This is a genomic window from Rhodococcus koreensis (genome assembly GCF_900105905.1).
GTDB lineage: Bacteria > Actinomycetota > Actinomycetes > Mycobacteriales > Mycobacteriaceae > Rhodococcus_F > Rhodococcus_F koreensis.
Genome location: NZ_FNSV01000005.1, coordinates 4,193,640 through 4,220,098, shown reverse-complemented (window position 1 = coordinate 4,220,098; position 26,459 = coordinate 4,193,640). Strand labels below are relative to the sequence as shown.

Sequence of the window (26,459 nt, the reverse complement as noted above, 5' to 3'; positions counted from 1 at the left end):
CCACCGAGGCCGTCGAGCTTTCAGAAGATGAGGACGGACAGCGCTGTGGACAGCACCAGGCCGGACACCACCGGCACGAAACACTTCCGGGCGAGTTCGAGGACGGGAACCCGGGCGAAACCGGCCACCGCGATCAGCGACGACCACGCGACGAGCGTTCCGCCGCCGGACCAGATGTTTCCCATCTGACCGATCGCAGCCAGGGTTGCGGGATCCATTCCGACCGCGGGTCCGAGTGCGCCTGCGAGCGAACCGGTCAGCGGCAGGCCCGTGAAGCCGGAGCCTTCGAGTCCCGCGATCATTCCGATGGCGAGAATGCCGAACGACGTGACGAACGCGTTCTGGGGCAGGTGGGACTGTGCGGCGTTGACCAGGTCGAACAGCAACGTCGGACCGGTCGCGTCCGCGGGAAGCCCGAGAATGGCGGCGGAGAAGTCACCGTTGCCGATGAAGAAGAAGCCGGCGATCGGGATCACGATGCCCATCGCCTTGAACGCGAAGACCAGGCCGTCGATCAGGTGCTCGGACGTCGTTTCGAGGAAGCCCTTCTTGTCGTTGGTCGCGGCGGCCGCGAACAGGATGAGCGCCGCGATTCCGCCGACCATCGCTGCCGCGTCGCCGCCCTTGAGGTCGGGCACCAGGTCGGTGAATTTGCCGACCATGAGGTAGACGATGAACGCCAGATACGCGGTGGGCACGAGCACCGCGAAAGTCTTTGCGGCGCGGATGCTCTTGAACGTGTCGTCGATGACCTGCCGCGCCGACGCCGTGACGGGTTCGGCGAGGACTGCCGTCGACGTCTGCGGAGCGGTAGTCGTCGCCGCCTCGGCCGGTGCGGGACCGGTCGTCGTCCCGCCGCCGGTGGGGGCCGCACCGCCGTCGGGGGCGTCGCCGACGGGCTTGCCGAAGTCGCTCTCCGCGCGTGACTCCCAGTCGGTGAGCAGTTCCGGCGCGGGGCGGCGCATGTGCCTGCGCTGCGTGACGTAGGCGATGACGAGCGCGGTGAGGCCGACGATCAGGGACATCACCAGGGCGCGGTCCGCGACGACGTCCGGATCGACGCCCGCCGACTTGGCCGACAGGCCCGGCGCCACCTTGATGATGTAGTCCGAGGACAGCGCCATGCCCTGCCCGCAGATGGCGATGGCCATGCCGACGGCCATCGGGGGAAGGCCGGCGCGAATGGCGACGGGGATGAGGACGGCGCCGATCAACGGAACCGCCGGGGTGGGCCAGAAGAACAGCGAGATCGTGTAGGTGACGACGGCCAGGACGATGAAGCTGCTGGTGCCGCCGCGCATGACGCGCCGGAACGGGGCGACCATCAACCTGTCGGCGCCCATCTGCCGGAGGGCGCCGAGCATTGCGGTCACCAACGAGATGATGAGGAAGATGTTGAAGAGCTCGCGGGCGGCGACGAGGCTCGCGTTGAAGATCGACGCGAGACCGGTGACGAGGCTGTCGGAGAACACGAACGCGGTCAGGAACGTGCCGATGACGGCGGGGACGACGATGTTCTTCCGCATGAGCATCGTCCCGAGGATGACGACGATTCCTCCGAGATACACCCAATGTGCGGCGGTGAGACTTACATCCACGGTGCGCCCCTTCGAAATAGGTACAGACTAGTGGCACTAGTCACAGTGCAGTGATACTGCGCGGGGCGTTTTCCAGGGTCAACGTCCAGAGTGCACATCGATAACCAGCGTATTTGTGCATTGTGCCCGGCATTTTTCCGCAGGATTGCTTGTTGTCACGCGTAAGTAAAGGAATGCTCGGGAGAGGCCCTTTCCCGGAATCTTGTGTTCATAATTAGGATTGCCTAACCAAATTTGAGGGCGGGCGTGTCAAGGGTTGCGCGGCGAGAACGGGCATCGCCGAAGCGCGAATTCTCGGATGAAAGTGGACTCTATGATGACGGCGATCGGTCAGGCGCGGAGCGCAACCGCGAGTGAGGAACGAGGACCGGGCACGTCGCCCGCGCTGGCGGCGCTGCTCGCCGGAACGTTCGTCGGCACGGTCAGCAACAACATCGTCAACGTTCCGCTGAACGCGATCCTCACGGACTTCGACGCCGGACTCGGTGGCGGCATCTTCGTCGTCGTCGGATTCCTCCTCACGTTCGCGACGACGATGCCGCTGGCCGGGTGGATCGGGGACCGGTTCGGTCGCAGGCGCATGTACTGCGCCGCCCTGCTGGGGACCGCGGTCTGTTCCCTCGGCGCGGCGCTCGCGCCGTCGCTGCTCGTGCTCGTGCTGTGGCGGTCGCTCGGCGGGATCGCGGCGGCCGCGTTCGCGCCCGCGGTCATGGGGCTGATCGCGTGGCTGTTCGGGCCCGCAAGGCGGGCGAGCGCCGTCGGCGCGTGGGCGGCGGTGAACGGCATCGGTCAGGCCGTGGGTCCGTCCATGGGCGGAATCGTCAGCGACTGGTGGGGCTGGCGGTGGGCGTTCGTGCCACTGGTGCCGGTCGCCCTGATCGGATTCGCCGCGACCCTCCGCTACATCCCGAGATACCCCGGCAAGAAGATGCGGCTCGACGCGATCGGGGCGCTCACCGTCACACTCGGGGCGGCCCTGCTGATCCTCGGTCTCACGACCGTCTCGCAGGAGCAGGTGCCCGCCTGGGCCAGCATCGCGACCATCGGCCTCGGAGTCGCCGTCATTGCCGCGTTCGTGATCCACTGCAGGCGGGCGGCGAACCCGTTCGTGCCCATCGACCTGGTGATCGAATCACGTTTTCTGCGTAGCGCTCTCGCCGCCTTCACTCAAATGTTCGCGCTGGGGGCAGTATTGCTCGCGCTTCCGCTCTACCTGACGGGCTCGGGCAGTTCGACCACGCAGGCCGGGCTGATGCTCTTCGTGCTGCCGGTCGTCATGACGTGCGTGGCACCCGTCGTCGGGCGTCTCGTCGACAGGATCGGGGCCCGGGTGGTGATGCGATCCGGTCTGGCCGTGTTGATCGGTAGCCAAGTGGCACTGGCGATCACATTGTCCGCCGACGTCCGGAACCCGGTCGCGCTCGGAGCCGTACTCGTCGTCGCCGGACTGGGAATCGGCATGGTTCAGACGCCCGCCGCGGCCGGTTCGACCCGATCGCCCGCGGGGGCCGTGGGGACGGGTCTGGGACTGTTCAACCTCATCCGCTTCGGCGGCTCCGCCGTGGGCGCCGCCTGGGTCGGCGTGTCCGCACACCTGGCGTCCGATCCGTACGGGCTGCTGTTCGTCGTCGCCGCCCTCGTCGTCGTCGCAGGATTGGCCGGGACCTTCATCGGCGAAGACCCGGTGGCCGCGTGAGGTCTAGCGAGTCACGATCTCGTTGTTGACCGTGTCCTGCACCTGGGAGAGCAGATCGAGCCGGAGCGCCAGCCACAGCGTGAACTGGTTCTCCGGTTCCCGGATGTCCATGCCGATGAGCCGCGACGTGCGGTCGAGCTTGGCGATCATCGTGTTCCGGTGGATCCGGAGCCGCCGCGCGGCGGCGTTGATGTTGCCGCCTTCTTCGAGATAGGCGAACAGCAACTCCTCGGTGTCGGCGTGCGAATTCGACGCCCGAAGGGGGCCGAGAACGTCACGGATGAGCCTACGGCTCTCGTCGGTGTCGGTGGCGCGGGCGAGCACGCTGAACCCGCGCAGGTCGTTGTAGGCCACCGAGCCGGACAGCCCGAGCCGCTGGGCGATACCCAGGGTGATGCGGGCCTCGCGGTAGCTTTCCCCGATGTCGCGGGCGCCCGCCGCCGGGCGACCGTGGGCAACGGGAATCCGCTGGCCCAAACGGGTTTCGAGATCGAGCGCCATGGCGTGCGCGTACTCGCCGATCTCCGAGTCGACGCCGGGGGCGCCGGCGGAACTCAGGGATCGGATCACCACGAGCACGTCGCCGATGACGGTGACATGAGAACGTACGCCCGGACGGGGGAGCACGCCGGCGGCGTAGCGAGCCAGCCGGACCATGCTCGCGCCGGGTCGTCCCGCCGCCCGGTCGACGAGACCGGGAGCGACGAACACGATGTAGTGCAGGTCCAGATCGATCTCGTGCAGTGCGGCCCGGGTGCGCAGGTCGTGGTCGTTGGCGAAGTTGCCGTGCACCAGGGCCTGAACGAAGTCGCCCCGGGCCCGCTCCTCGGCCTCGTCCACGCTCCGCTGCCGGAGCATCTCGGTGCCGATGATCGTCCCGGCCTGCTCGACGACCACCCGGTGCTGCGCGATGTCGTGCCTGCGCGGGTTGGCCCCGGGCACGATGACGACGACCCAGCCCTCGTAGCGGCCTGCCAGTTGCATCGCCCCGGCGACCGCCGTCGTGGGGGCGAACAGTCCATCCGGATGCTCCAGGCGGATCACGTGCACGTTGTGCATCCGTGCCGGTGGCGATTCCTCCAACCGCGGCAGGGCGTCGGCGAGCGCGTCGAGCAGCGCGACGGTGCCCGCGTCCTCGGCGTCCGGAAGTCCGGCGTGCGCGAGGAGGCGTCCCCGGACATCCAGAGCGACCGCGACGTCCGAGGTCAGCGCCGCGACCTCGCGGATCAGCATCGGCAGGCCCGCCCCGCGGTGCAGCAACCCCGCGAGCGACTGATGCACGGTGAGCGCATAACGCATCACGTGCGCTTCCTGGGTGAGTGCGCGCTCGGCGAGGAGTCGGTTGAGCGCCGTGAACCCTACGGGAAATCCCAGTTCCACGACCGTCAGTCCGGTCGGCCAGGTGATGCCTACGGGCGCCGACCCGTCGACCAGGAGGACGCCGGCACCCCGCGCCACCAGCGACTCGAGTTCGCGTCCGGGTGCGGACAGGGTTTCGGGCCGGGTGTAGACGGCGACCTCGGCGAGCGAGTCGGGCCTGCTCATCACCTCACCCCACGGCAGGCACCACGTCACCGGGCCGCTCAGGGCGTCCGTGCCGGACAGCACCCGGGCCGACGCGAGCAGTGGCTCTTCGAGCAGGCCGCGCAGCGACAGTCGCTCGTCGTCCGCGTTCGGCGTCGTGGTGTCGTCCACTACGGACCTCCTCGGCTGGAGTCGAAAGGTGCAGTATGGCGGAGCGCGCACCTGCACTGCCTATGCACTATGCCCTGATTTCACGGAAATTGCCGGATAGTTTGACCATGGTTCCGCCGGCGATGCCGGTGATAGAAATCGGTGCATCACTTCCTCCCGAATACGCAACGGAGAAGACCATGCATCAGGTTCACCGCATCACCCTCGACGACGCACTCCCGCTGCTCGCCGCGGGACGCGCGAAGGCCGAGGAAATCGGCGTCAAGCAGACCCTGTGCGTCTGCGACGACGGCGGCAACGTCCTGGCCCTGCACCGACTGCCCGGAGCGCGCCTCACCGGAGTCGACATCGCGATCGCCAAGGCGTTCACCGCGGCCGGCCACGAGCGGGCCACGCACCTGTTCAACGAGGCCCCGGACGGCCCCGCTCTGCCCGGGAACGAGGCATTCGGCATCAGCCACATGCTGCCGGGCAAGTTCGCGGTGTTCGTCGGCGGATTCCCCCTCGTCTTCGACGGCCAGATCGTCGGCGGCATCGGGATCAGCGGCGGAAACGGCAAGCAGGACAAGGCGGTCGGAGCGGCGATGCTGGCCGAGTTCGAAGCTCTCGCGGTAGTGCGCAACTGACAAACTTCCCCGTGTGCCGACAACGTGCACATCGAAACCGTTCCGTCGCAGTCACTTCGACCGTGGTCGCCCCGATCTCGAGTCGATACCGTCGAATTCACTCCAGTCGGAGCATTCCCCAACCATCTCATATCCGAGGAAGACGAGGCACATCATGACCGAACTACTGGGCAGGGACGAATTCCGCACAGCTCTGGAGAACGCCATCAAGGGCCGCGAGGCGAAGAACGCGTCGTTCAGCAAGGCGTGGGCCGAGGGCAAGCTCGAGAAGCACCACTTCGCGCGGTGGGCGGAGAACCACTACCACTACGTCGGTCCCTTCGCCGACTACCTCGCGAATATCTACTCGAACACCCCCGACACCTTCACCAATGCAAAGGATTTCACCCTCCAGAACATGTACGAGGAGGAACTGGCCGACATCCGGCACACCGACCTCCTCATCAAGTTCGCCGAGGCGTGCGGCACCACGAAGGAACGCGTCGAGGATCCGTCGAACATGAATGCGATCACCCGCGGATTGCAGTCCTGGTGCTACGCGGTGTCGCAGCGTGAACACTTCGTCGTGGCCACCGCCGCACTCGTCGTCGGACTCGAGTCGCAGGTTCCGAGCATCTACAAGAAGCAGATCGTCCCGCTGCGTGAGGTGTACGGGTTCACCGAGGACGAGATCGAGTTCTTCGACCTGCACATCACGTCGGACGTCGTGCACGGTGAGCGCGGATACCAGATCGTGCTCGACCACGCGGACACCCCGCAGCTGCAGCAGCGTTGCCTGCAACTCGTGCAGTGGGGAGCCGAGATGCGCTTCTCGTACACGAAGGGTCTCTACGACACGTACGTGGCACCGGACCTCACGCTCGCGACCGCCTGACCGTGCGAAGGGAGGGGCCCGGACCGGGCCCCTCCGGACGCAGGCCGCCCGACAGGAGAGAACGATGGAGACGAACTGGACCCGGCTGGTCACCGTGCGCGAACTCGGCCGACGCCGGAAGCTTCGAGTCGAGGCCGGGGACACCGCGATCGCCCTGTTCCAGACCGACGACCAGATCTACGCCTTCCGTGATCTGTGCGTCCATCAGGATCGGTCGCTGGCGAAAGGCACACTGCTGCACGGGCGCGTCATCTGCCCGGGCCACCAGTGGGCGTTCGACCTCGACACCGGCTACGAGGAAGACCAGGACCTGTGCCAGCCGACCTACGCGGTGAAGGTCGAGGACGACGTCGTCTACGTCGATCTCACCCGCAGCCCCGATTACGCCGAGACCGCGACTTCGCCGGCCGAAGTCGACTGAGAGAGCGAGTGACACCATGACGCTGAACACCATCGTCACCATCGGTGCCGGCCAGACCGCCGCTGTCGCGGCGCGCACCCTGCGGCGCCGAGGGTTCGACGGCAGGATCCTCCTCGTCGGCGACGAGCCGCACGCGCCGTATCAGCGCCCACCGCTGTCCAAGGAATTCCTCGCCGGGCAGGAGGACCGCGAATCGTTGATGCTCCTGCCCGACGCATGGCGAGACCAGCAGAACGTCGAACTCCTCACCGGCACGACGGTGACGCGGATCGACGCGAGCGGCGGATCGGTCGAACTGTCCGACGGGCGGAGCATCGCGGCCGATGCCGTCCTCGTCGCGACCGGCGGCAGGCCGCGCACGATGCCGGTGACCGGCCCCGCACCGGAACGGGTGCACTACCTGAGGACGATCGACGACGCCGAACGGCTCGCCGCCCAGCTTCGCCCCGGCGTTCGACTGGTGCTGATCGGCGGCGGTTTCGTCGGACTCGAAATTGCTGCCACCGCGCGAACTCTCGGCGCGGAGGTGACGGTCCTCGAGGCGGACGCGGTGCCTCTCGCCCGGATTCTCGGGCCCGAGATGGGCGATGTCTGCACGCGGTTGCAGCGCGAGAACGGCGTCACCGTACGCGGCGGCGTCCGGGTCGACGCCGTGACGACCCGGCCGGACGGCGTGCTCATCGCGCTCGAGGGCGGAGACGTGATTGAGGCCGACGTCGTGGTGGTCGGGATCGGGATCGTCCCCAACGTCGAGGTCGCGCAGGCCTCCGGACTGGCCGTCGACGGCGGAATCCTCGTGGATGCGCAGGGGCGGACGTCGGTTCCGCACGTGTACGCCGCCGGCGACGTGGCGGCCCGATTCTCCGACGCGGCAGGCAGGCACGTGCGCGTCGAACACTTCGACAACGCGAGTAAACAGGGGGCCGCGACGGCGAACCTGATGCTCGGGCGCGTCGGGGCCGTGGACCCCGCGCACTGGTTCTGGTCCGATCAGTTCGGCAAGAACATCCAGTTCACCGGCGCCGCCACCTACACGGACCTGGTATTCCGCGGCAGCGCCGACAGCGGCGAATTCACCGCCTTCTATCTGGACCGCGGCGTCGTGCGCGGCGCCTTCACGCTCGACCGCGGCGAGGAGATCGGCGCGGCCAGGGAACTGATCGGCCGGGCGATCGCACCGGCCCGGTTGGCGGACGAGAGCGTCGACCTGTTCGACCTGATGGACGAGGACGACGAGGAATTGGTGACGGTGTCATGATCGAGGGACTCAATTTGATCGACGGGCAGTGGGTTCCGTCGTTCTCGGGCGAGGTGTTCGAGCGGCGCAACCCCGCCGACCACCACGACGTGATCGGCGTGTTCCCCGATTCCACCGAGGCGGACGTGGATGCCGCCGTGGGCGCGCTGGCCAAGGCGGCGCCGCAGTGGGCCGCGACGCCCCCGGAACGCCGCGCGGCGATTCTGGAAGGTGCCGCCGCGCACCTCGAGACGCGGGCAGCCGAACTCGTCGACGAACTCGTTCGAGAGGAGGGCAAGACCCGGGCGGAGGCGACGATGGAAGTCGGCCGCACTCCGATGAACCTGCGCTTCTACGCGGGTGAGGCGCTCCGGACCACCGGCAGCACGTATCCCACCCCGGGCGAGGGACTGGTCATCACCCTGCGCGAACCCGTCGGCATCGTCGGCGCGATCACCCCGTGGAACTTCCCGCTCAACATCCCGTCACGCAAACTGGGACCTTCCCTCGCCGCGGGAAATGTCGTGGTGTTCAAACCGTCCGAGTTGACGCCGCTGATGGGACAGCGGCTGGTCGAGGCACTGCTGGCCGGGGGGCTTCCGGCCGGGGCCGTCGCTCTGGTCCAGGGCTCCGGCCGCGCCGGCGCCGCAATCGCGGCGGACGAGCGCGTCGACGCCGTGACGTTCACCGGCTCCACCGGCGTGGGCCGCGCGATCCACGCGGCGGTGGGTCCGTCGCGCCGGAGTCAACTCGAGATGGGCGGCAAGAATCCCGTCGTCGTCCTCGACGACGCAGACGTGGACAAGGCGGCAGCGCTGATCGTCAAGGGCGCCTTCGGGTTGTCCGGGCAGGCCTGCACGGGCACCAGTCGGGTGATCGCGGTGGGCTCGATCCACGACCGGTTGCTGGACCGCGTGGTGGAACTCGCCGGCGAGATCACCGTCGGGCCGGGCGCGGACCCGGGAGTGGGGATGGGTGCTCTCGCGAGCGCGGGGCAGCTCGCCAAGTTCCTCGAGTACGTGCAGATTGGCCGTGACGAAGGCGCCGAACTGGTCTGTGGCGGAACCAGTCTCGACAGCGAGAACGGCTATTTCGCCGTCCCGACCGTGTTCGCCGGAGGCCGCCCGGACATGCGGGTGGTGACGGAAGAGGTGTTCGGACCTCTGCTGGTATTCTTGCGGGCCGCCGGCTTCGACGAGGCGGTCGCACTCGCGAACGACACCGAATTCGGGCTCAGCGCCGGAATCGTCACCAACGACGTGACCAGGGCGCTCGCGTTCGCGGGCCGTTCCGAATCGGGCCTGGTGAAGATCAACCAGCCCACCACCGGCATGAGCATGAACGCGCCGTTCGGCGGGTACAAGGCGTCGAGCACGCAGACCCACAAGGAACAGGCGGGGGACTCGATGATGCAGTTCTACCAAGCCGAAAAGACCGTCTACCTCAGCCCTTCGGCCTGAGACCGACCTGTCGACAGAGGGAGAAGACCATGGAATTCACTCGCGTTGCGCGCTCCGGACAGGTTTCCGAAGGCATCGTGCGCCGCTTCTTCGCCGGTGACCACGAGTTCGCCGTGGCCCGCCTGAACGGGAAGGCCTACGCCACGTCCAACTACTGCACGCACCTGGACTGCCTGCTCTCGTCCGGGAAACTCGTGGACGACGGCATCGGATGTTCCTGCCACGGAAGCGTGTTCGACCTCGAGACCGGTGAGCCCGTGTGCCCGCCGGCGACGGTGGCCATCAAGACCTATCCCGTAGAGGAACGTGACGGCGAGATCTTCGTCGGCATCGACCCGGACGACATGAGCTCCATTCCGCGCCGGCGGGCCGCGCGGGGGTGCATGAAGTGAACCCTCGACCGTCCACCCTCTCCACCGACGGCATGGTCTCGTCCAGTCATCCCGCGGCGAGCACGGTCGGTGCGCGCGTACTCGCCGACGGCGGCAACGCGATCGACGCGACACTGGCCATGGCCGCGATGACCTGGCTGACGTTGCCCGGCCAGTGCGGGATCGGCGGCGACGCGTTCGCCGTCGTCCGCGAACCCGACGGAACGGTGTGGACGGTCGGGGGCAGCGGCTTCGGGCCCGACGGCGCCGACGTGGACTTCTACACCGAACGCGGGCTGCGGTCGGTTCCCCTCGACGGGGCGCTGGCGGTGGCGGTTCCCGGAGCGCCGGCCGCCCTCGCCGCACTCCACGCGGGCGGGGCCACCCGCTCGCTGACGGATCTCTGGGCGCCGGCGGTCCGCGCGGCCGAGAAGGGGCTGCCCTGCTCGGCCAAGACTCGCGACGACGTGCGGGAGGCGCAGGCCGCGGTCGCCGCCGACCCCGGACTGCGTGCCGTGTATCTGCCGGGCGGGCGGTTACCGCAGGTCGGGGAGTTGCTGCCGCAGCGCGACCTGGCCGGATTCCTCCGTCAACTGGCGCGCGACGTGCACGGTTTCTACACCGGCTCGTTCGCTCGGCGGGCCGTCGACGCGCTCCGCGCCGGAGGGGCGCCGTTCGGCGGGGACGAGTGGGCGGCAGGCGCCGACGTGCGACCGGAGTCCGCGATCAGCGGCCACTACGCCGGCGCGGTCGTGCACCAGACGCCGTTGCCCACACCCGGATGGATGGTGCTGCAGCAGGCAGCGCTGAATGATGGCGTCGTCGGCTTCTCCCCGTGGCTGACCGCTCCGGCCGTCGACCGCATGGCGAGAGCGGCGCGCCTGGCGTTCGAGGATCGGCTCGCGACCTGCGGCGCCGGCAACGACGGGTGGCAGGCGGTCCTCGAGCCGGCCGCGGTCGGGTCGGCGCGGGACCGGCTGGACGGTCACCGGGCGTCGTCGGGCGCCTTCAGTGTGAGCGCGGGAGACACCACCTCCACCGTCGCGGTGGACGCCGACGGCCGTGCCGTCAGTTTCATCCACTCCCTCGCCTTCACGTTCGGCGCCAAGATGACCGTCCCCGGCACCGGGGTGGTGCTGAACAACCGATACGGTCGCGGGGCCTACCTGATCCCGGGACATCCGAACGCCGCGGCGCCGCGGCGCAAGCCGCTGCACACCCTCAACGCGTGGGTCGTCACCGACACGTCCGGGAATCTGCTGCACGTCGGCAACACCCCGGGCGGAGACGGGCAGGTGCAGTGGAACATGCAACTGATCTCGCACCTGCTCGACCACGGACTCGACCCGGCGGAGGCCGTCGCGGCCCCCCGCTTCACGGTCTTCCCCGGCAGCGACGCCGACGTGGTCGGCCGCCCGGCGGAACTGCGCTGCGAGTCCCGCATCCCGGAGAAGGTGCGTGCCGAGTTGGAGCGGCTGGGTCACGACGTCGCGGTGCAGGGGCCGTGGGCGGCAGGCGGCAGCGCTCAGATCATCTCCGTCGACACCGCACGCGGACTGCTGTCCGGTGCCGCCGACCCTCGTCAGGAAGGGATAGCACTCGGTGTCTGAGCCGGAATCCGTGCCACGACCGCAGGGCCGCTACATCCCCGCCGTCGTGCACGACGGGATCGCGTACAGCGCGGGGATGACACCGCGCCGCGACGGGGTGCTGACCGTGACCGGTGTCGTCGGACGAGACCTGGACATTCCGCGGGCCCGGGAGGCCGCCGGGTTGGCGGCGAGAAACGCGATCGCCGCCGTCGCCGCGGCCGTCGGTGGCACGGCCGCCATCTCCCGGTGCCTGCGGATGAGCGTCTTCGTCGCGTGTGCCCCGGACTTCCGCGAGCTGTCCGCGGTGGCCGACGGTGCATCCGACGTGCTGGTCGAATGCCTGGGACCCGGCGCGCTGCCGGTGCGCAGCGCGATCGGCGTGTACGCCCTGCCGTCCGGCGCGCCCGTGGAGATAGAGCTCACAGTGGCCGTCTCGGCATAGACCCGTCCTCGGCTCAGGAGTATAAATACATCTTGTGTCTATGTTGTATTCCGCCGCGGAGCAGGCCTATCGCGAGGTCAAGGAACTCATCCTGTCGGGCGGCCTGCCCGGCGGTGAGCTGATCAGCGAGGGCGAGATCGCCGGACGGATGGGGCTCAGCCGCACCCCGGTGCGCGAGGCCTTCCTCCGGCTCGAGGCCGAGGGCTGGATGCGGCTGTACCCGAAGCGGGGCGCGCTCGTCGTGCCCGTCGCGGACGGCGAGGCGGAACACGTGGTCGACGCCCGCCAACTCGTCGAGACACACAGCGTCCGGGTGCTCGCCGATCAGCCGCACGCCCGCCAACTCCTCGTCGCCCGCCTGCGCGAGAACCTCGCGGAGCAGCGCGAGATCGCCGCACGAGGCGACGTCGCGGCCTTCAGCGCCGCCGACGCCGACTTCCACCGGATGATCGTCGAGGCGGGCGAGAACCCGCTGCTCGCGACGTTCTACTCCAGCATCCGCGAGCGCCAGCGCCGGATGACGACACACTCCATCACCCGCGACCCGGGACAGCTGCCCAGGATCATCGCCGACCACGAACAGCTGACGGAACTCGTCGAGGCCGGTGACGCCGCCGGCTTCGACGCCGCGGTGCTCGTCCACATGCGCCAGGTCCACGCCCTCAACCCGAGAGGAGTTGCGCGATGACCGCCGTCCGCGAATACCCGACGGAGATGCCGCAGGCCCTCGCGTCGCCGCGCGCCTGGATGCTGGTGGCCGCGACCATGTTCGCCGTCGCCTGGGGTGGCAACGAGTTCACGCCGCTGCTCGGGATGTACCGCGCCGATCACGGATTCTCACCGGTCACGGTCGACCTGTTCCTGTTCGCCTACGTCGTCGGGATCGTGCCCGCCCTGCTCCTCGGCGGACCACTGTCCGACCGGCTGGGACGACGGCCGATCCTGCTCCCCGCGCCGTTCCTGACGGTCGCCGGCTCCGCACTCCTGGCCCTCGGCGCCGACTCCGCGGCGATGCTCATCGTCGGCCGCGTCCTGTGCGGCGTCGCGCTCGGCCTCGGCATGGCCGTCGGCGGCAGCTGGGTGAAGGAGTTGTCGACCCCGCCGTGGGATCCCGCGGCCGCGGACGGTGCGGGTGCGCGGCGGGCCGCGATGAGCCTGACGGGTGGGTTCGGCCTGGGTGCCGGTGTCGCCGGTGTTCTCGCGCAGTGGGCGCCGCTGCCGAGCGTCCTGTCCTACGCCGTGCACAGTGCGATCGCCGTCGCCGCAGCCGTCGCGCTGTGGCGGGCCCCCGAGACCCGCGCGGCCCAGCCCGTCTCCGAACGAGTCCCCCTCGCCCGCGACCTCGCGATCCCGTCCGCCGCGCACAAGCGGTTCCTGTTCGTGATCGTGCCGCTCGCGCCGTGGGTGTTCGGCACGGCGGCCGCCGCCTACGCGGTGCTCCCGTCGCTGATGTCCCGGAACACCGGTGGGCTGCCGCTCGCGTTCTCCGCGCTCATGTGCATGGTCGGCCTCGGGGCGGGTTTCGCCATCCAGGCTCTCGGCCGCAAGATCGACACTCCCCGGAACGCGCGGGCCGTCGTGGTCTCGCTCGTTGTCGTCGTCGCCGGAATGGGTGTCGCGGTGATTGCGGCGTCCGCGCTGACCGTCCCGCTCGCGCTCGCCGCGGCCGTCGTGCTCGGCTGCGGATACGGCATGGCGATGGTGTCGGGACTGCAGGAGATCCAGCGGATCGCGGGTCCGGACGACCTCGCCGGACTGACCGCCGTCTTCTACTCGCTGACGTATCTGGGGTTCGGGACACCCGTCGGGATGGCGTACCTGTCCGAGACGTTCCCGGCGGTGACGTACCCGAGAATGTTCGTGTTCGGGGCGGTCGCGGCCGTCGGCTGCCTCGCGCTCGCCCTCACGAAGTGGCGCGCGCACCTGCCGAATTCGGAAGCGGCGTCAGATCACATCGACGGCAGCGTCTTCTCCCCGAGCCACGAATCCCACAGCAGGCGCAGCGATTCGTCGGTGTAGTGGGCGGCCAGGTCGGTGAACTGCTCGCTCGTGACGGTGGAGTGGCGATGGGCCAGGGTCCACTCGCGCAGCAACGCGAAGAACTTGTCGTCGCCGAGCCGGCGCCGCAGCGCGTGGAGCGTGAGCGCGCCGCGCTTGTAGACGCGGTCGTCGAACATCAGCTGCGGTCCCGGATCGGCGATCATCAGGTCCTGTGGTTTACGGGCCAGGCCCTGATGCGCCTGCAGGGCGAGTTGGTGCGCCGAATGTCCACCGGAATTCTCCGACCAGATCCACTCGGCGTAACAGGCGAAGCCTTCGTGCAACCAGATGTCCCGCCACTGGCCGAGCGTCAGGCTGTTGCCGAACCATTGGTGGGCCAGTTCGTGCGCCACCAGACGCTCGGCCCAGCGCCTGCCGGTGCAATGGTTGGCGCCGAAGATGGACAGTCCCTGCGCCTCGAGCGGGATCTCCAACTCGTCGTCCGTCACGACCACCGTGTAGTCGGCGAACGGGTAGGGGCCGAACAACCGGGAGAACACGTCCATCATCTGGGGCTGTCGGCCGAAGTCCACGTCGAACGACGCTCGTAGCCGCGGCGGGTGGACGGCGAACATGGGAACACCACCGGAACCGAACCTGCGGCGCTCGTACGGCCCGATTTGGATGGTGGCGAGGTAACTCGGCATCGGCTCGGTCTGCTCGTACACCCACGTCGTCTGACTGGCCCGGGTCTGTTTGCTCACCAGCGCGCCGTTGGCCACCGTGTAGTACGGCGAATCGGTCGTGATCGCGATGCGGTAGCTGGCTTTCGAGCTGGGATGGTCGTCGCACGGGAACCAGGACGCCGCCCCGTTGGGCTGACTGGCGACGAGGGCGCCCTCGGACAATTCCTCCCACCCGACCTCACCCCACATGCTGCGGATCGGTTTCGGCGAACCCCCGTACTGGATGGTGAGCACGAGAGCGCCGCCCGGGGGGATCTTCTGCGCGGGCGTGATGATCAGCTTGCCGTTGCGGTGCAGCCACTTCGTGTTGCGGGAACCGTTGGCCGCGACCTTCGTGACGTGCATGCCGGCCGCCAGGTCCAGGGCGAACCGGGAACGTACCGCGGTCGTGACCGCGGTGATCGTGGCCTTGCCCGTCAGCCGGTTGCTGTGGACCTTGTAGGTGAGGTCGAGTTCGTACCGGGACACCCGGTATCCACGGTTGCCGTTTTGGGGGAGGTACGGGTCGACCGGCTCGTCCATCCCCTTGTCGGACTTCACGTGGCCGCCCAGGGGGCGATCGGGTTCCCCTGCCACCGCGTGGACGGCGGCACGGAGTCGCCGCGCATGACGAGGGAGGCCGGTCCGACCGTGCCGCCTTCGCCGATCCGGGCGGCGGGCAGCGCGACACAGTGCGGCCCGAGGGTGGCTCCGGCTCCGAGGATGACGGTGTCCATGGACATGATCCGATCATGGAACAGGTGAGTCTGCACCACGCACCCCCGTTCCACGGTCGCCCCGTCGCCCAGCGTCACGAGATCGGCCTCGGGGAGCCAGTAGGTTTCACACCACACCCCCTTGCCGATGGTGGCGCCGAGGCCGCGCAACCAGACGTTCAGCACTGCGGTGCCGGTGGCGGCGCGCGCGAACCAGGGTGCGGCGACGGTCTCCACGAACGCGTCCGACACCTCGTTCCGCCACACGAACGAACTCCACAGCGGGTGTTCGATCTTGCCGATCCGACCCACCACCAGCCACTTCGCGATGACGGAGATCAGTCCGGCGGCCGCACCCGCGATGAGGAGCACGAGCCCGCTGGCCAGCGCCGCGAGCCAGAAACCGACGCGGCCGGCCATCACCTCCACCGCGAACAGCACGCCGAGCCCGATCCCGAACGTCACCATCACGGGAAGGAGACGGCACGTTTCGACGACGGCACGAGCGACCTTGAGCCGGAACGGCGGACGGAACGTGCGGGAGGCGTCGGTGTCGCCGGGCGCCCGGCGGAGGCGGACAGGCGGACTGCCCAGCCAGGAGGAACCGGATTTCGCCTTCGACGGCGTGGCCGACAGCACGGCGACGAGACCGTTCTTGGGAACCCGCCTACCCGGGCCGGTCATCCCGGAGTTGCCGAGGAACGCGCGCTTACCGACCTTCGCGTGCTCGATGTGCATCCAGCCGCCGCCGAGTTCGTAACTCGCGATCATCGTGTCGTCGGCGAGGAACGCGCCGTCCGCCACGGTCGTGAACTTCGGCAGCATGAGGACGGTCGACGCCTCCACGTTCTTGCCGATCCGGGCGCCGAGCAACCGCAACCAACCCGGTGTCAGCAGGCTCGCGTACAGCGGGAACAGGAACGTGCGGGCCGAATCCATGAGCCGTTCGGTGGCCCACACCTGCCAGCCGATGCGACTACGGACCGGGTGGTAGCCCTCGCGCAACCTGATCGACAGCAGCCGGACGGACACGACCGTGAGGACGGCGAACACGGCGAGGCTGACGAGCGTCGCGACGGGGAGGATCACCAGCGACTGGAGTGCGGCCGCCCCGACCGTTGCCGCGTCGCGGATCCACCACCCGACGACCACGATGCCTGCGACGAGGGCGAAGATCGGCAGTCCGGCGATGAGCATGGACGTCACGCCGAACGCGGGAACCCAGTAGGCCGCGCGGCGCGGGGTCCCTTCCGGCCACGGGTGGACCGCCTTGCCGACCTTGACCGCCGGTGAACCGGCCCAGTGCTGATTTGCCTTGACGCGTCCGAACACGGCGGAACCGGCCTCGACTTCGGCGTTACGTCCGATGGTGGCGCCGGGCAGCAGCGTCGATCGCGCGCCGACCGAGGCGCCGGGGCCGATCTTGATCCCGCCGATGTGCACGACGTCGCCGTCCACCCAGTGCCCGGACAGGTCGACCTCCGGTTCGACGGAGCAGCCGTCGCCGAGTTCGAGCATGCCGGTGACGGGCGGCAGTGTGTGCAGGTCGACGCCCTTGCCGACGTCGGCGCCGAGCGCCCGCGCGTAGTAGAGCATCCACGGGGCCCCGGACAGGTTCGCGGCGCCGCTGGCCTCGGTGAGGCGCAGTGCCACCCACAGTCGCAGGTGTTCGCTGCCGCCGCGGGGGTACGTTCCCGGCTCGAGCCCGCGCAGCAGGATCCGTGAACCGAGCACCGAGATCGCCATCCGGCCGACCGGGCTGATGAACGCGAAGAACGCGAGCAGAATCCACCACCACGACACCGTCGGCGCCCAGGACACGGTCGTGAACCAGGAGAAGACGTTGTTCGCGATCGCCAGCCACGTCACCCACTGCAGACCGGTGAGCGTGGTGAGCGGGACCGTGGCCGCGATCTGCGCGAGCTGGCTTCGCCGCGGAGTCGGGGTGACGATGCGGGGTTCGGCTGCGTCGATCGGCGCCAGCTCGTCGAGGTATTCGGCGAGGGAACCGAGCCGCGGATGATCGTAGAGTTGCGCGACAGTCACTTCGGGGAACCGTTCGCGCAGCGCCGTGACCAGCTGGGCGGCGGAGAGGGAACCCCCGCCGAGTTCGAAGAAGTCATCGTCGGTTCCGGTGATCTCGGCGCCCAGAATCGACGTCCACAACTCGGCGACCCACGCCGGTGTGCCCTCGAGGCCCAGCTTCTCCGCGGCGTCGTCGACGCCCGGCGGCGGCCAGGGAAGGGCGTTGCGATCGACCTTCCCCGACGTGCGGGTGGGGAGTTCGTCGACCAGCACCAGCCGCGGGACCAGCGCAGCCGGAAGCTGGCCGGTGAGCGCGGTGTGCGCGGCCTTGAGGTCGAAGTCGGGGTTGGTGCTGGCCAGGTAGCCGACGAGGATCTGGTGACCGGCGCCGGTCCGGCGCACGGCCGCGGCGGCGCCGCCGACGCCGGGGAGGTTCTGCAGCGCGTTGTCGACCTCGCCCAGCTCGATCCGCCTGCCGCCGAGTTTCACCTGGTCGTCGGCGCGGCCCTGGAACAGCAGTCCGCGGCGGTCGAGGCGGACCAGGTCGCCGCTCCGGTAGGCCCGATCCCAGCCGAGCGTCGGCATCGGGGCGTACTTCTCGGCGTCCTTCGCCGGGTCGAGGTACCGGGCCAGGCCGACGCCGCCGATGACCAGTTCGCCCACCTCGCCCTCGGGTACGGGTTCGCCGGATCCGTCGACGACGGCGAGGTCCCAGCCGTCCAGCGGGAGGCCGATGCTGACCGGGCTCCGGCCGTCCATCAGCGCGCCGCAGGCCACGACCGTCGCCTCGGTGGGCCCGTACGTGTTCCACACCTCGCGACCGTCGACGGCGAGGCGTTCGGCCAGTTCGGGCGGGCAGGCCTCGCCGCCGAAGATCAGCAGGCGCACGGCCTCGAGGGCCTCGGCGGGCCACAGCGACGCCAGGGTCGGCACCGTCGAGACGATGCTGACGTCGCGGGCGACGAGCCACGGGCCGAGGTCCATGCCGCTGCGCACCAGCGACCGGGGTGCGGGAACCAGGCAGGCGCCGTGACGCCACGCCAGCCACATCTCCTCGCAGGACGCGTCGAACGCCACCGACAGTCCGGCGAGCACCCGGTCGCCGGGCCGGATCGGGTCTTCCTGCAGAAACATCCGGGCCTCGGCGTCCACGAACGCGGCCGCGTTGCGATGGTTCACCGCGACACCCTTGGGGGTGCCGGTGGACCCGGAGGTGAAGATGATCCACGCGTCGTCGTCGACGGTCGGCGGGCGGGCGCTCGGCGCGTCGGCCCTGGCCGGTGCGGTGCCGGCCATGATCCCGGTACCGGTCACCACACACCGCACCTGCGCCTCGCCGAACACGAGTTCGGCGCGTTCTTCGGGGTCGTCCGCGTCGACCGGCACGTACGCGGCGCCGACGGCGAGCGTCGCCAGAATGGCGACGTAGAGCGAGCAGGATCCGGACGGCATGCGGATTCCGACACGATCGCCGGCCCCGACTCCCGATCCGGCGAGGACGTCGGCGGTCTGCCGGATCTCCTCGAGCAGTTCCTGGTACGTCAGCGACGTGGTGCCGTCGTCGATCGCGGGGGCTTCGGGGTTCGCCTCGGCCGTCGCGAACAGGATGTCGACGAGGGTGCGCGGCGCCGGTGCGAATTCACGGCGGAGGAATTCCCGGGGTATACGGAGCGACAGGTCCGAATCCGTCGGCGACTGGAGAGACAATCCAGGATTCCTTCTCTGAGCGGGTAGTGGTGCGTACGGCTCGTTATCTCACGATCAAGTGGCCAGATGGTGAACAGTTGGTGGTTGGCAGGCCTTCTTCGACCATTCTTCACCTGCTGTTGGAGGTTTCTCGCCGCGGATGTAGAAGTTCGCTACTTTTCTTCGTCGTCTGGTCAGAGGGAGCACCCGAGTTCCTTCGAACCGAGGAAGGATGACCCCATGTACTACCTGGCATTGCTGGCGGACGAGAAGAACGCCACAGAATGGGCACCGGACAGTCCGGAGTTCGCGGTGGCCGTTGCGCGCCATCAGGCGTTCACGGAGAGAGCGGGCTCCGCGATCGTCGGAGGTGGTGCCTTGTATCCGAGCACGGAGGCGGCGACCATCCGGAACGAGGGCGGCCGCGCGCTGATCACGGACGGTCCGTTCGCGGAGACCGCGGAGGTGATCGGTGGTTTCTACGTTCTCGAGGGACCGGACCTGGACGAGGTGCTGAATGTCGCGCGGCACATCCCCGAGGCGATCATCGAGTTGTGGCCGATGTTCGAGTGGATGCCCGTGACCGATCAGAAAGGCTGCTGGATGGCGCTGCTCCGCGAACCGGTGGCGGCGGCGGTGGCGCCGGGCACACCCCAGTGGGACGAGGGGATGGCCGAGCACGAGAAGTTCGGTCGCCTCGCCGGGTCCGCGGTGCATGGTGGCGGAGCCCTGTATCCGCCGGACTCCGCGACGACGATCCGCGTCCGCGACGGCGAACTTCTGCTCACCGACGGCCCCTTCGCCGAGACCACCGAGGTCGCGAACGGTCTGTACGTGCTCGCAGCCGACGACCGGGAGAGCGCGATCGCGTTGTCGGCGAAGATCCCGGTGTCGCCGAAAGGCTGCATCGAACTCCGGCAGATCGTCGACTTCGCCGAGTAATGGACGGCGACACGCTGAGCCGCGTCTTTCGGGAGGAGTCCGGTCGGGCGCTGGCCACCGTGGCTCGGATGGTCGGCGATCTGTCCCTCGCGGAAGACGCGGTGCAGGAGGCGTTCGCCGAGGCGATCCGCAGCTGGCCGGATTCGGGTGTGCCGAACAACCCGGGGGCGTGGATCACGACCGTCGCCCGCAACCGGGCACTGGACCGGTTACGCAGGGAGTCGCTGCGCGGCGACAAGGAGCACGATGCGGCGAGGCTCGTTCCGCCTCCGGACGAGGAAGAGGTGTGGCCGGTGCGTGACGACCAGTTGCGGCTCATGTTCACGTGCTGCCATCCCGCGCTGTCCTCGGAGTCGCAGGTGGCGTTGACGCTCCGGCTGGTGGCCGGGCTGAGGCCTGCGGAGATCGCCCGGTTGTTCCTCGCCCCGGAACCGACCGTGTCCCAACGGCTCAGCCGCGCCAAGGCCAAGATCCGGACGGCCGGGATCCCGTTCCGGGTTCCGCCCGACCATCTGCTTCCCGAGCGCACCCCGCAGGTGCTCGCCTGCATCTACCTGGTGTTCACCGAGGGGTATTCGGCCACGTCCGGTGACGCCGCGATCCGGGACGAACTCTGCGACGAGGCGCTGCGGCTCGGCCGGTTGCTGTGCGAGCTGATGCCGGACGAGGGTGAGGCGTGGGCGTTGATGGCGCTCATGCTGTTCCACGACAGCAGGCGGACCCAGCGCACCGACGACGCCGGTGACCTTGTCCCGCTCGAGTGCCAGGATCGCAGGCGGTGGGACCGGGCGAAGATCGAGGAAGGCGTCGTGTGCCTGCGGGCCGCCCGGCGCCGGGGAGGCGGTCCGTACAGCGCGCAGGCCGCGATTGCCGCCGCCCACGCGACGGCGCCGAACTGGGAAGCCACCGACTGGGATGCCGTCGTCTCCGGATACGACGATCTCGCCGCGTACGGTGACTCACCCGCGGTCCGTCTCAATCACGCTGTCGCCGTGAGTTTCCGTGACGGTCCCGACGCCGGCCTCGCCGAGGTGGACGCGCTCGTCGGGGAACCGAGGCTGGCCCGGACGCACACCCTGCACGCCACCCGCGCCGACCTGCTGCGCCGAGCAGGCAGGCCGGCGGAGGCGAGCGTGGAATACCGCGCCGCGATCGCACTGGCGGCGAACGAACCGACCCGGCGTTTCCTGACCCGACGGCTCACGGAAGTGGACGGCGAAACCGGTGCCCGTCAGATCCGCCCGCGCGGCTGATGCTGGGTGATGCAGTGGATGCCGCCGCCCCGCGCGAAGATCTGCCGGGCATCGACGGTGACGACGCGACGACCCGGGTAGACGCTCGACAGGATGTCGCGGGCGAGGGCGTCGTGGGGGTCGTCGAAGCCGCACGCGATGACGCCGCCGTTGACGACGAGGTGATTGATGTAGCTGTAGTCGACCCACCCCTCCTCGTCACGCAGGACCGTCGGCGCGGGCACCTCGACGATCCGCCACGGCGCACCGGACCGGTCACGGCTGTCGGACAGCACCTTCAGGATCTCGGCGGTCACCTCGTGGTCGGGGTGGGACGGGTCGCGCTGGCAGTGCACCAGGACCACCCCGGGTGCGGGAAGCGCCGCGACGATGTCGACGTGCCCCTTGGTGCCGAACTTCTCGGAATCCCGCGTCAGGCCGCGCGGCAGCCAGACGACGTGCTCGGCGCCGATCGTGCGCGCGAGTTCCGCCTCGACCCCGGCCGCGTCCAGGCCGGGGTTGCGCAGTGGGTCCAGTTGCACCGTTTCGGTGACGAACACGGTTCCGTGGCCGTCCACCTGAATTCCGCCGCCTTCGTTGACCATCGACGATGGGACCGGCCGGGCGCCCGACCACGCCGTGACGGCCGCGCCGATCGAGCGGTCGTGGTCCCAGGTGGCCCACTCCTGCTGTCCCCAGCCGTTGAACACCCAGTCGACGGCACCGAGGCGGTCCTCCTCGTCGAGGACGAACGTGGGACCGATGTCGCGCATCCAGGCGTCGTCGAGGGGCGCCTCGACCACGTCGATGTCCGGGGACAGGTACTGCCGGGCGACGTTCCTGTCTGCCGGATCGACGACCATGGTGACCGGTTCGAATTCGGCGACCGCGTGGGCGGCGGCCGCCCACGCGGTCCGCGCCTCGTGGGCGTCGTCCGCCGTCGCGGTCATCGACGCCCCGAGAGGCGGGAACGCCATCCAGACCCGCTCCTGAGGTTCCGTCTCGCTGGGCATCCGCCAGGTCATGACAGGGTCTCCGCGGCGGCGACCGTCGATGGAAGACCGTAGGGGTGCTCGTGGTCGACGGCGTCCGTCAGCCGGGTGTACGTGTCCGGCCTACGGGTGGTCAGGAACGGGAAGAGGTCGAGCCAGTCCTTGCGCTGGTCGAGGTCGAGGTCGGCCACGAGGACCGCTTCCTCGTCGCGGGGAGCGGACACCAGCACTCGGCCGTACGGGTCGGAGATGAACGAGGAACCGTAGAAGTCGATGCCGCCCTCGTTGCCGCAACGGTTCGGGACAACCATGAATGTGCCACTGGTGATGCCGTTTCCGACGATCACGTGCTGCCAGATCGGCTGCGTGTCGAACGCCGGGAAGCTCGGCTCGGACCCGATCGCGGTGGGGTAGACCAGGATCTCCGCGCCGGCGAGCGAGTACATCCGCGCCACCTCGGGGAACCATTCGTCCCAGCACGTCGGCAGTCCGAGGGCGGCGCCGCCCAGTTCGGCAGGCCGGTAGACGGGGTAGGCGTCGTCGGCGGGGCCGCCGCGGAAGTAGGTGTCCTCGTAGTAGCCGGCGCTGACGGGGATGTGCAGCTTGCGTGTCCGGGAGAGCAGTTCACCGGACGGGGACACGAGGATGGCGGTGTTGAAACCGAGACCGTCCGGGGCGTCGGCCCTCTCGTACAGCGAGGCGTGGACGCAGACCTGGTGGCGGGCAGCGGCGGCGGCCGCGAAACTGTATGTCGGTCCGGTCGTGAGGTCCTCGGCGTCGCGCCCGGGTGTCCCGGTCGCGCGGGTGTCGGCGGGGTACTTCGACAGCGTGAGTTCCGGCAGGAACACCACTGCCGCGCCGAGGGCGGCCGCCTCGCCGATCGCGTCGGTCAACCCGGTGCGCAATGCGTCCGCGTCGGCGAGCCAGCGGTGCTGCACCAACCCGACCCGCAGCGGAGTGCGGGCGGACGCCGTGGAACGTGCGGGGGAGGAGGGTGCGGGCAGCGCGGTGATCGTGCGGATGGTCATCGTTTTTCCTTCGTTCTGGTGGTGACGGGGTTGTCGGTGGTGCGGTTGGGGGGCTCGGACATCACGACGTCGATCGCGCCGAGCAGGTGGGAGCGGGCGTCCTCGGTGGAGATCTCCTTGCAGAGCCACCGCCCGGACAGTCCTTCGACGAGGGCGGTCATCGTGACCGCGGTGCGCCGGGGGTCGAGGGAGGGGGAGATCTCGCCGGTGGCCTGCGCCTGCGTGATCGCGTCGGCGATCTCGGCAACCCACGCGGCGGTGGTCCGCGCGAGGGGCTCCCGCAGCGCCTCCTCGTACACGGCGGAGGCGCGTAACTCGTTCCAGGCCAGCGAGTTCTCCACGACCTCGGGGCGGTCCTGGATCTCGCCGAGGAGCGAGCGGGTGAGCCGGTCGCGTGCGGAGTCCGCGGACCCCTCGCCCTCGCTGCGGTAGTCGCGGGCACGGTCGTTGATGTAGTTCAGGGCGGCCTCGAGCAGGCCGATGCGATCCTTGAAGTGGTAGTACAGCAGTCCCGGCGAGACGCCCGCGACCTCCGCGACATCGTTGACGCGCAGCCCGCGGATACCTCGCTGGGCAATCGCCGTCGCGCTGGCCTTCAGAATCGCGTCGCGTCGCTCGCTCATCGGAATCTCCTTCGGTTCGTGTCGTGCTAGGACGACGGCGCCTCGACCGGGGCCACGTGTTCGGGCCACAGTCGCAGCGCGACGAGGTAGCCGGCCACGGCGATGACCGACGATCCGATCAGACTGACATCGACACCGTGCGCGATGTCGGCAAGAGGCCCGGAGTACAGCGACGTGTCGACCGCGAGCAGGCCGAACAGCGATCCTGCGGCCCAGGGGATGACGGCGCGAAGGTTCCAGCCGCCGGTGAACCAGTACCGCCCGCCCTTCCGGGCCAGGTTGAACACCTGGAGATCGACGGCGTCGTACTGCCCTCGCCGCGCAACCAGGAAGCCGGCGACGTTGATCGCGACCCACGGCGCGGCGAAACCGTTGAGCACCAACGTCATCGCCGTGATCGAATCGACGGCGTCGACGACGAAGACACCGATGTAGAGCAGGGCCACCGCGAGCGCCGACGTGATCAGCGTCGTGTGGACGCGGCGCAAACGGGGGATCAGCGCCTCCAGGTCGAGCCCGCTGGCGTAGACGTTGAGGACGCCCTGGCCGAGTCCGCCCGCGAGGGCGACGAGGACGATCGGCAGCACGTACCAGCCGGGAGCCTCCGCCACCAGGTCGGCGACGTAGGAGTCGCTCAGCGTTGTGAACGTCGACGCGGTGAACGAACCGAACGCCGCGGTCAGGAACAGTCCGAAGAAGATCCCGGCCATCGTGGCCGCGACGATCGAACGGTCGCTGAACCGCACCCGGGAGATCCGCCTGCTGTAGTCGCCGAGCGTCGGGGCGTAGGACAGCGGACCGCCGACGGCGAGGACCACGGCCAGAATCCAGGTCGGCCAGAAACCGCCGAGCAGGTAGTCGCCGCTGCCCGCGCCGCCGTCGAAGTGGCCACCGAACGCGAAGACCCCCAGCAAGAGTAGTGCGGCGACGACGGGCAGCACGAACTTCTGGAGCGCGACCACCGTGCCGTGGCCGAACAGTGCGACGGCCACGATCTCGGCGGCGATGATGCCGTAGCCGAGGGCGAGCATGCCGTTGTCGACCGGTGTGCCGAACAGGCGGTGGGCGGCGGCGATCAGTGCGTCCCCCGACGTCCAGACCGCGATCGCCGCGTACGCGAGGGCGAAGAGGAGGGTGAGCCCCGAGCCGATCATCCGTCCGCTCACGCCGAAGTGCGCACCACTCGACACGGTGTTGTTCGTGCCGGTGCGCGGTCCCAGGAGTGACAGGGGAGCGATGAGGAGCGTTCCGAGCCCGATGCCGATCGCGCTGGCCGCCAGCGCGCTGCCGAAGCTGAGCCCGAATGTGATGGGGAGCCAGCCGAACACGATCACGGAGAACGCCAGATTGCCGCCGAAGAACACCGCGAGCATGTTGAGCGGTCGCGAATCGCGTTCCGATTCGGGGATGTACTCCACGCCGATCGTCTCGACGTGGCCGAACCGATCCTCCGGCGGGGAGGGAGCGGTGTCGTCGAGGGGCGTCGTCGGGTCGAGATTCGTGGACACTGCGGACCTCACATTCGGGGCGGAGGTGACCGGTATCACGTCCTGTTGGCTACCGAACATATTCCAAACTGAAAATTCAGTCAAGACCAGACGGTGACGTGCGCCACCGCGGACTGTGCGGAGTTTGCGCTGCTCCGGCGACCGGACTAGCTATATGTGTGACCGTTCGTCTCATGTAGCTACCTGTCATCGGAGTGCCTGTGTCTGCGGCCGCCATCGCCAGTCGTCTCGTGAGCCGGCGCCGGCTCACCGCCGCGGGGGCGGTGCTCGACCGGTGCGACATCGAGGGCGCACGGTGAGGTCGCCGATGGTCCGGTGGCAGCTGATCGGCTTCGTTCTCGTCGCCCCCCCCGGGGGGCACGGCCAAGCCGATGCCCGTCGAGGAGTTACTCGCCAGCGCAAAGGGATTGACCGAATCCGCGCCGATCGACGCGCTCCACACCGTCGTGACGGAACTCGGCGCGGCATTCGACGGAAAGGGTGAAGACCTTCAGTCGCTGGCGGACCGGCTGCGCAGCAGCGACCCCGATGTCCGGCGGCTGATCGATAACGGAAATCCCGCGAGAAAGCAACTGGGGCAACTGGTCTCGGATGCGGGCCCCGGCATCACGACGAACCTCGCCAACCTGTCCGCCACGGCGAAGGTGATCTCCGTGCACCTGGGCCGGGTGGCCGAGACGAACAACCCGCCGTCGTGCACCGTCGGGTAGGAGGGCACCCGGGCGATCCTCCGGGAGATGAAGCGCCAGGATCCGAACTTCGACGACACGCAGCAGGACTTCCCGCAGAACACCGCCGCCACCTGTGCGGCCCCGCAGGGCAGTCTCACCGGCGTCCGCAGCGCGAACCGGATCGTGTTCGGCGACCCCGCCACCGTTCAGCCGTGGGACTCCACACCCAAGAAGGACCCGAACAAGCTGGACCTCAACCCGATTGCGAATCGGCTCGCCCCGCTGCTCGGAGTCACCCCCAACTGACGCGAGCGCCGAG

At 69.1% G+C, this 26,459-nt stretch carries 21 protein-coding genes and 1 pseudogene; 14 read left to right on the top strand and 8 right to left on the bottom strand.

From position 1 onward, the window contains the following. Positions 1 to 20 precede the first annotated feature (20 nt). Entirely contained in the window at positions 21 to 1,598 is a 1,578-nt protein-coding gene (locus BLV94_RS23760; RefSeq protein WP_072947321.1) for a hypothetical protein, read from the bottom strand. Positions 1,599 to 1,911: 313 nt separating this feature from the next. Between BLV94_RS23760 and BLV94_RS23755 the strand changes: the two genes are divergently transcribed. Continuing rightward, complete coding sequence (locus BLV94_RS23755) at positions 1,912 to 3,294, top strand: MFS transporter (protein WP_083395656.1); 1,383 nt, start codon at positions 1,912 to 1,914, stop codon at positions 3,292 to 3,294. A 3-nt stretch (positions 3,295 to 3,297) separates the two neighbouring features. On the opposite strand, the gene BLV94_RS23750 is transcribed toward BLV94_RS23755, so the two are convergent. Next, positions 3,298 to 4,989, bottom strand: coding sequence for a PucR family transcriptional regulator (locus tag BLV94_RS23750; protein WP_072947322.1), 1,692 nt, complete (start codon positions 4,987 to 4,989; stop codon positions 3,298 to 3,300). Between the two features lie 179 nt (positions 4,990 to 5,168). On the opposite strand from BLV94_RS23750, the gene BLV94_RS23745 reads away from it, so the two are divergent. From BLV94_RS23745 to BLV94_RS23700, 10 genes are all read left to right on the top strand, one after another. Further along, positions 5,169 to 5,615: a GlcG/HbpS family heme-binding protein gene (locus BLV94_RS23745; protein ID WP_072947392.1), complete on the top strand. Its 447-nt coding sequence runs from the start codon at positions 5,169 to 5,171 to the stop codon at positions 5,613 to 5,615. A gap of 154 nt (positions 5,616 to 5,769) precedes the next feature. Further along, the gene (locus BLV94_RS23740) at positions 5,770 to 6,489 is read left to right on the top strand and encodes an iron-containing redox enzyme family protein (protein WP_072947323.1); all 720 of its coding nucleotides are present in this window, start codon (positions 5,770 to 5,772) and stop codon (positions 6,487 to 6,489) included. A gap of 64 nt (positions 6,490 to 6,553) precedes the next feature. Continuing rightward, complete coding sequence (locus tag BLV94_RS23735; protein WP_072947324.1) at positions 6,554 to 6,910, top strand: Rieske (2Fe-2S) protein; 357 nt, start codon at positions 6,554 to 6,556, stop codon at positions 6,908 to 6,910. 16 nt (positions 6,911 to 6,926) lie between these two features. Then, the gene (locus tag BLV94_RS23730; RefSeq protein ID WP_072947325.1) at positions 6,927 to 8,168 is read left to right on the top strand and encodes an NAD(P)/FAD-dependent oxidoreductase; all 1,242 of its coding nucleotides are present in this window, start codon (positions 6,927 to 6,929) and stop codon (positions 8,166 to 8,168) included. Beyond that, complete coding sequence (locus tag BLV94_RS23725) at positions 8,165 to 9,607, top strand: aldehyde dehydrogenase family protein (protein ID WP_072947326.1); 1,443 nt, start codon at positions 8,165 to 8,167, stop codon at positions 9,605 to 9,607. The genes BLV94_RS23730 and BLV94_RS23725 overlap by 4 nt, the downstream gene beginning before the upstream one ends. Before the next feature lie 29 nt (positions 9,608 to 9,636). Continuing rightward, a complete protein-coding gene (locus tag BLV94_RS23720) occupies positions 9,637 to 9,999 on the top strand; it encodes a Rieske (2Fe-2S) protein (protein ID WP_072947327.1) in 363 nt (120 codons plus the stop codon). Then, positions 9,996 to 11,588, top strand: a complete 1,593-nt coding sequence (locus BLV94_RS23715) for a gamma-glutamyltransferase family protein (protein ID WP_072947328.1) — start codon at positions 9,996 to 9,998, stop codon at positions 11,586 to 11,588. Before BLV94_RS23720 ends, BLV94_RS23715 begins: the two co-directional genes overlap by 4 nt. Continuing rightward, a complete protein-coding gene (locus tag BLV94_RS23710; protein ID WP_072947329.1) occupies positions 11,581 to 12,012 on the top strand; it encodes a RidA family protein in 432 nt (143 codons plus the stop codon). The genes BLV94_RS23715 and BLV94_RS23710 overlap by 8 nt, the downstream gene beginning before the upstream one ends. Before the next feature lie 40 nt (positions 12,013 to 12,052). Then, on the top strand, positions 12,053 to 12,700 hold the full coding sequence (locus BLV94_RS23705; protein WP_072947330.1) for a GntR family transcriptional regulator: 648 nt from the start codon (positions 12,053 to 12,055) through the stop codon (positions 12,698 to 12,700). Further along, positions 12,697 to 14,031: an MFS transporter gene (locus BLV94_RS23700; protein ID WP_072947331.1), complete on the top strand. Its 1,335-nt coding sequence runs from the start codon at positions 12,697 to 12,699 to the stop codon at positions 14,029 to 14,031. Before BLV94_RS23705 ends, BLV94_RS23700 begins: the two co-directional genes overlap by 4 nt. Here the strand turns inward: BLV94_RS23700 and BLV94_RS23695 are convergent. Continuing rightward, positions 13,962 to 15,260, bottom strand: a complete 1,299-nt coding sequence (locus BLV94_RS23695) for a M1 family metallopeptidase (protein WP_072947393.1) — start codon at positions 15,258 to 15,260, stop codon at positions 13,962 to 13,964. The two genes, BLV94_RS23700 and BLV94_RS23695, sit on opposite strands and share 70 nt — an antisense overlap. A gap of 14 nt (positions 15,261 to 15,274) precedes the next feature. Next, positions 15,275 to 19,165 carry a Pls/PosA family non-ribosomal peptide synthetase gene (locus tag BLV94_RS23690; RefSeq protein ID WP_072947332.1) on the bottom strand — a complete coding sequence of 1,297 codons (3,891 nt, stop codon included), beginning with the start codon at positions 19,163 to 19,165 and terminating at the stop codon, positions 15,275 to 15,277. Between the two features lie 219 nt (positions 19,166 to 19,384). On the opposite strand from BLV94_RS23690, the gene BLV94_RS23685 reads away from it, so the two are divergent. Together BLV94_RS23685 and BLV94_RS23680 are read left to right on the top strand one after the other, a co-directional pair. After that, positions 19,385 to 20,086, top strand: a complete 702-nt coding sequence (locus tag BLV94_RS23685) for a YciI family protein (protein ID WP_072947333.1) — start codon at positions 19,385 to 19,387, stop codon at positions 20,084 to 20,086. Further along, positions 20,086 to 21,339 carry an RNA polymerase sigma factor gene (locus BLV94_RS23680; RefSeq protein ID WP_072947334.1) on the top strand — a complete coding sequence of 418 codons (1,254 nt, stop codon included), beginning with the start codon at positions 20,086 to 20,088 and terminating at the stop codon, positions 21,337 to 21,339. Before BLV94_RS23685 ends, BLV94_RS23680 begins: the two co-directional genes overlap by 1 nt. Here the strand turns inward: BLV94_RS23680 and BLV94_RS23675 are convergent. The 4 genes from BLV94_RS23675 to BLV94_RS23660 are packed head-to-tail and all read right to left on the bottom strand — an operon-like array spanning position 21,318 to position 25,469. After that, positions 21,318 to 22,343: an agmatine deiminase family protein gene (locus BLV94_RS23675; RefSeq protein ID WP_072947335.1), complete on the bottom strand. Its 1,026-nt coding sequence runs from the start codon at positions 22,341 to 22,343 to the stop codon at positions 21,318 to 21,320. The two genes, BLV94_RS23680 and BLV94_RS23675, sit on opposite strands and share 22 nt — an antisense overlap. Continuing rightward, entirely contained in the window at positions 22,340 to 23,338 is a 999-nt protein-coding gene (locus tag BLV94_RS23670; protein ID WP_072947336.1) for a nitrilase-related carbon-nitrogen hydrolase, read from the bottom strand. Before BLV94_RS23670 ends, BLV94_RS23675 begins: the two co-directional genes overlap by 4 nt. Further along, complete coding sequence (locus tag BLV94_RS23665) at positions 23,335 to 23,961, bottom strand: TetR/AcrR family transcriptional regulator (RefSeq protein WP_072947337.1); 627 nt, start codon at positions 23,959 to 23,961, stop codon at positions 23,335 to 23,337. The genes BLV94_RS23670 and BLV94_RS23665 overlap by 4 nt, the downstream gene beginning before the upstream one ends. Positions 23,962 to 23,987: 26 nt before the next feature. Further along, positions 23,988 to 25,469: a purine-cytosine permease family protein gene (locus BLV94_RS23660; RefSeq protein ID WP_072947394.1), complete on the bottom strand. Its 1,482-nt coding sequence runs from the start codon at positions 25,467 to 25,469 to the stop codon at positions 23,988 to 23,990. Positions 25,470 to 25,828: 359 nt separating this feature from the next. On the opposite strand from BLV94_RS23660, the pseudogene BLV94_RS48005 reads away from it, so the two are divergent. Next, positions 25,829 to 26,446 (top strand): annotated as a pseudogene (locus tag BLV94_RS48005) (mammalian cell entry protein); the annotation flags it as partial. Between the last annotated feature and the right edge of the window lie 13 nt (positions 26,447 to 26,459).

Excerpts from the sequence above, each read along its gene's own strand:
- BLV94_RS23745 (WP_072947392.1), top strand. The coding sequence starts at position 5,169 with ATGCATCAGGTTCACCGCATCACCCTCGACGACGCACTCCCGCTGCTC.
- BLV94_RS23685 (WP_072947333.1), top strand. The coding sequence starts at position 19,385 with ATGTACTACCTGGCATTGCTGGCGGACGAGAAGAACGCCACAGAATGG.
- BLV94_RS23705 (WP_072947330.1), top strand. The coding sequence starts at position 12,053 with ATGTTGTATTCCGCCGCGGAGCAGGCCTATCGCGAGGTCAAGGAACTC.
- BLV94_RS23755 (WP_083395656.1), top strand. The coding sequence starts at position 1,912 with ATGATGACGGCGATCGGTCAGGCGCGGAGCGCAACCGCGAGTGAGGAA.
- BLV94_RS23665 (WP_072947337.1), bottom strand. The coding sequence starts at position 23,961 with ATGAGCGAGCGACGCGACGCGATTCTGAAGGCCAGCGCGACGGCGATT.
- BLV94_RS23700 (WP_072947331.1), top strand. The coding sequence starts at position 12,697 with ATGACCGCCGTCCGCGAATACCCGACGGAGATGCCGCAGGCCCTCGCG.
- BLV94_RS23730 (WP_072947325.1), top strand. The coding sequence starts at position 6,927 with ATGACGCTGAACACCATCGTCACCATCGGTGCCGGCCAGACCGCCGCT.
- BLV94_RS23680 (WP_072947334.1), top strand. The coding sequence starts at position 20,086 with ATGGACGGCGACACGCTGAGCCGCGTCTTTCGGGAGGAGTCCGGTCGG.
- BLV94_RS23670 (WP_072947336.1), bottom strand. The coding sequence starts at position 23,338 with ATGACCATCCGCACGATCACCGCGCTGCCCGCACCCTCCTCCCCCGCA.
- BLV94_RS23695 (WP_072947393.1), bottom strand. The coding sequence starts at position 15,260 with ATGGACGAGCCGGTCGACCCGTACCTCCCCCAAAACGGCAACCGTGGA.
- BLV94_RS23725 (WP_072947326.1), top strand. The coding sequence starts at position 8,165 with ATGATCGAGGGACTCAATTTGATCGACGGGCAGTGGGTTCCGTCGTTC.
- BLV94_RS23735 (WP_072947324.1), top strand. The coding sequence starts at position 6,554 with ATGGAGACGAACTGGACCCGGCTGGTCACCGTGCGCGAACTCGGCCGA.
- BLV94_RS23675 (WP_072947335.1), bottom strand. The coding sequence starts at position 22,343 with ATGACCTGGCGGATGCCCAGCGAGACGGAACCTCAGGAGCGGGTCTGG.
- BLV94_RS23740 (WP_072947323.1), top strand. The coding sequence starts at position 5,770 with ATGACCGAACTACTGGGCAGGGACGAATTCCGCACAGCTCTGGAGAAC.
- BLV94_RS23720 (WP_072947327.1), top strand. The coding sequence starts at position 9,637 with ATGGAATTCACTCGCGTTGCGCGCTCCGGACAGGTTTCCGAAGGCATC.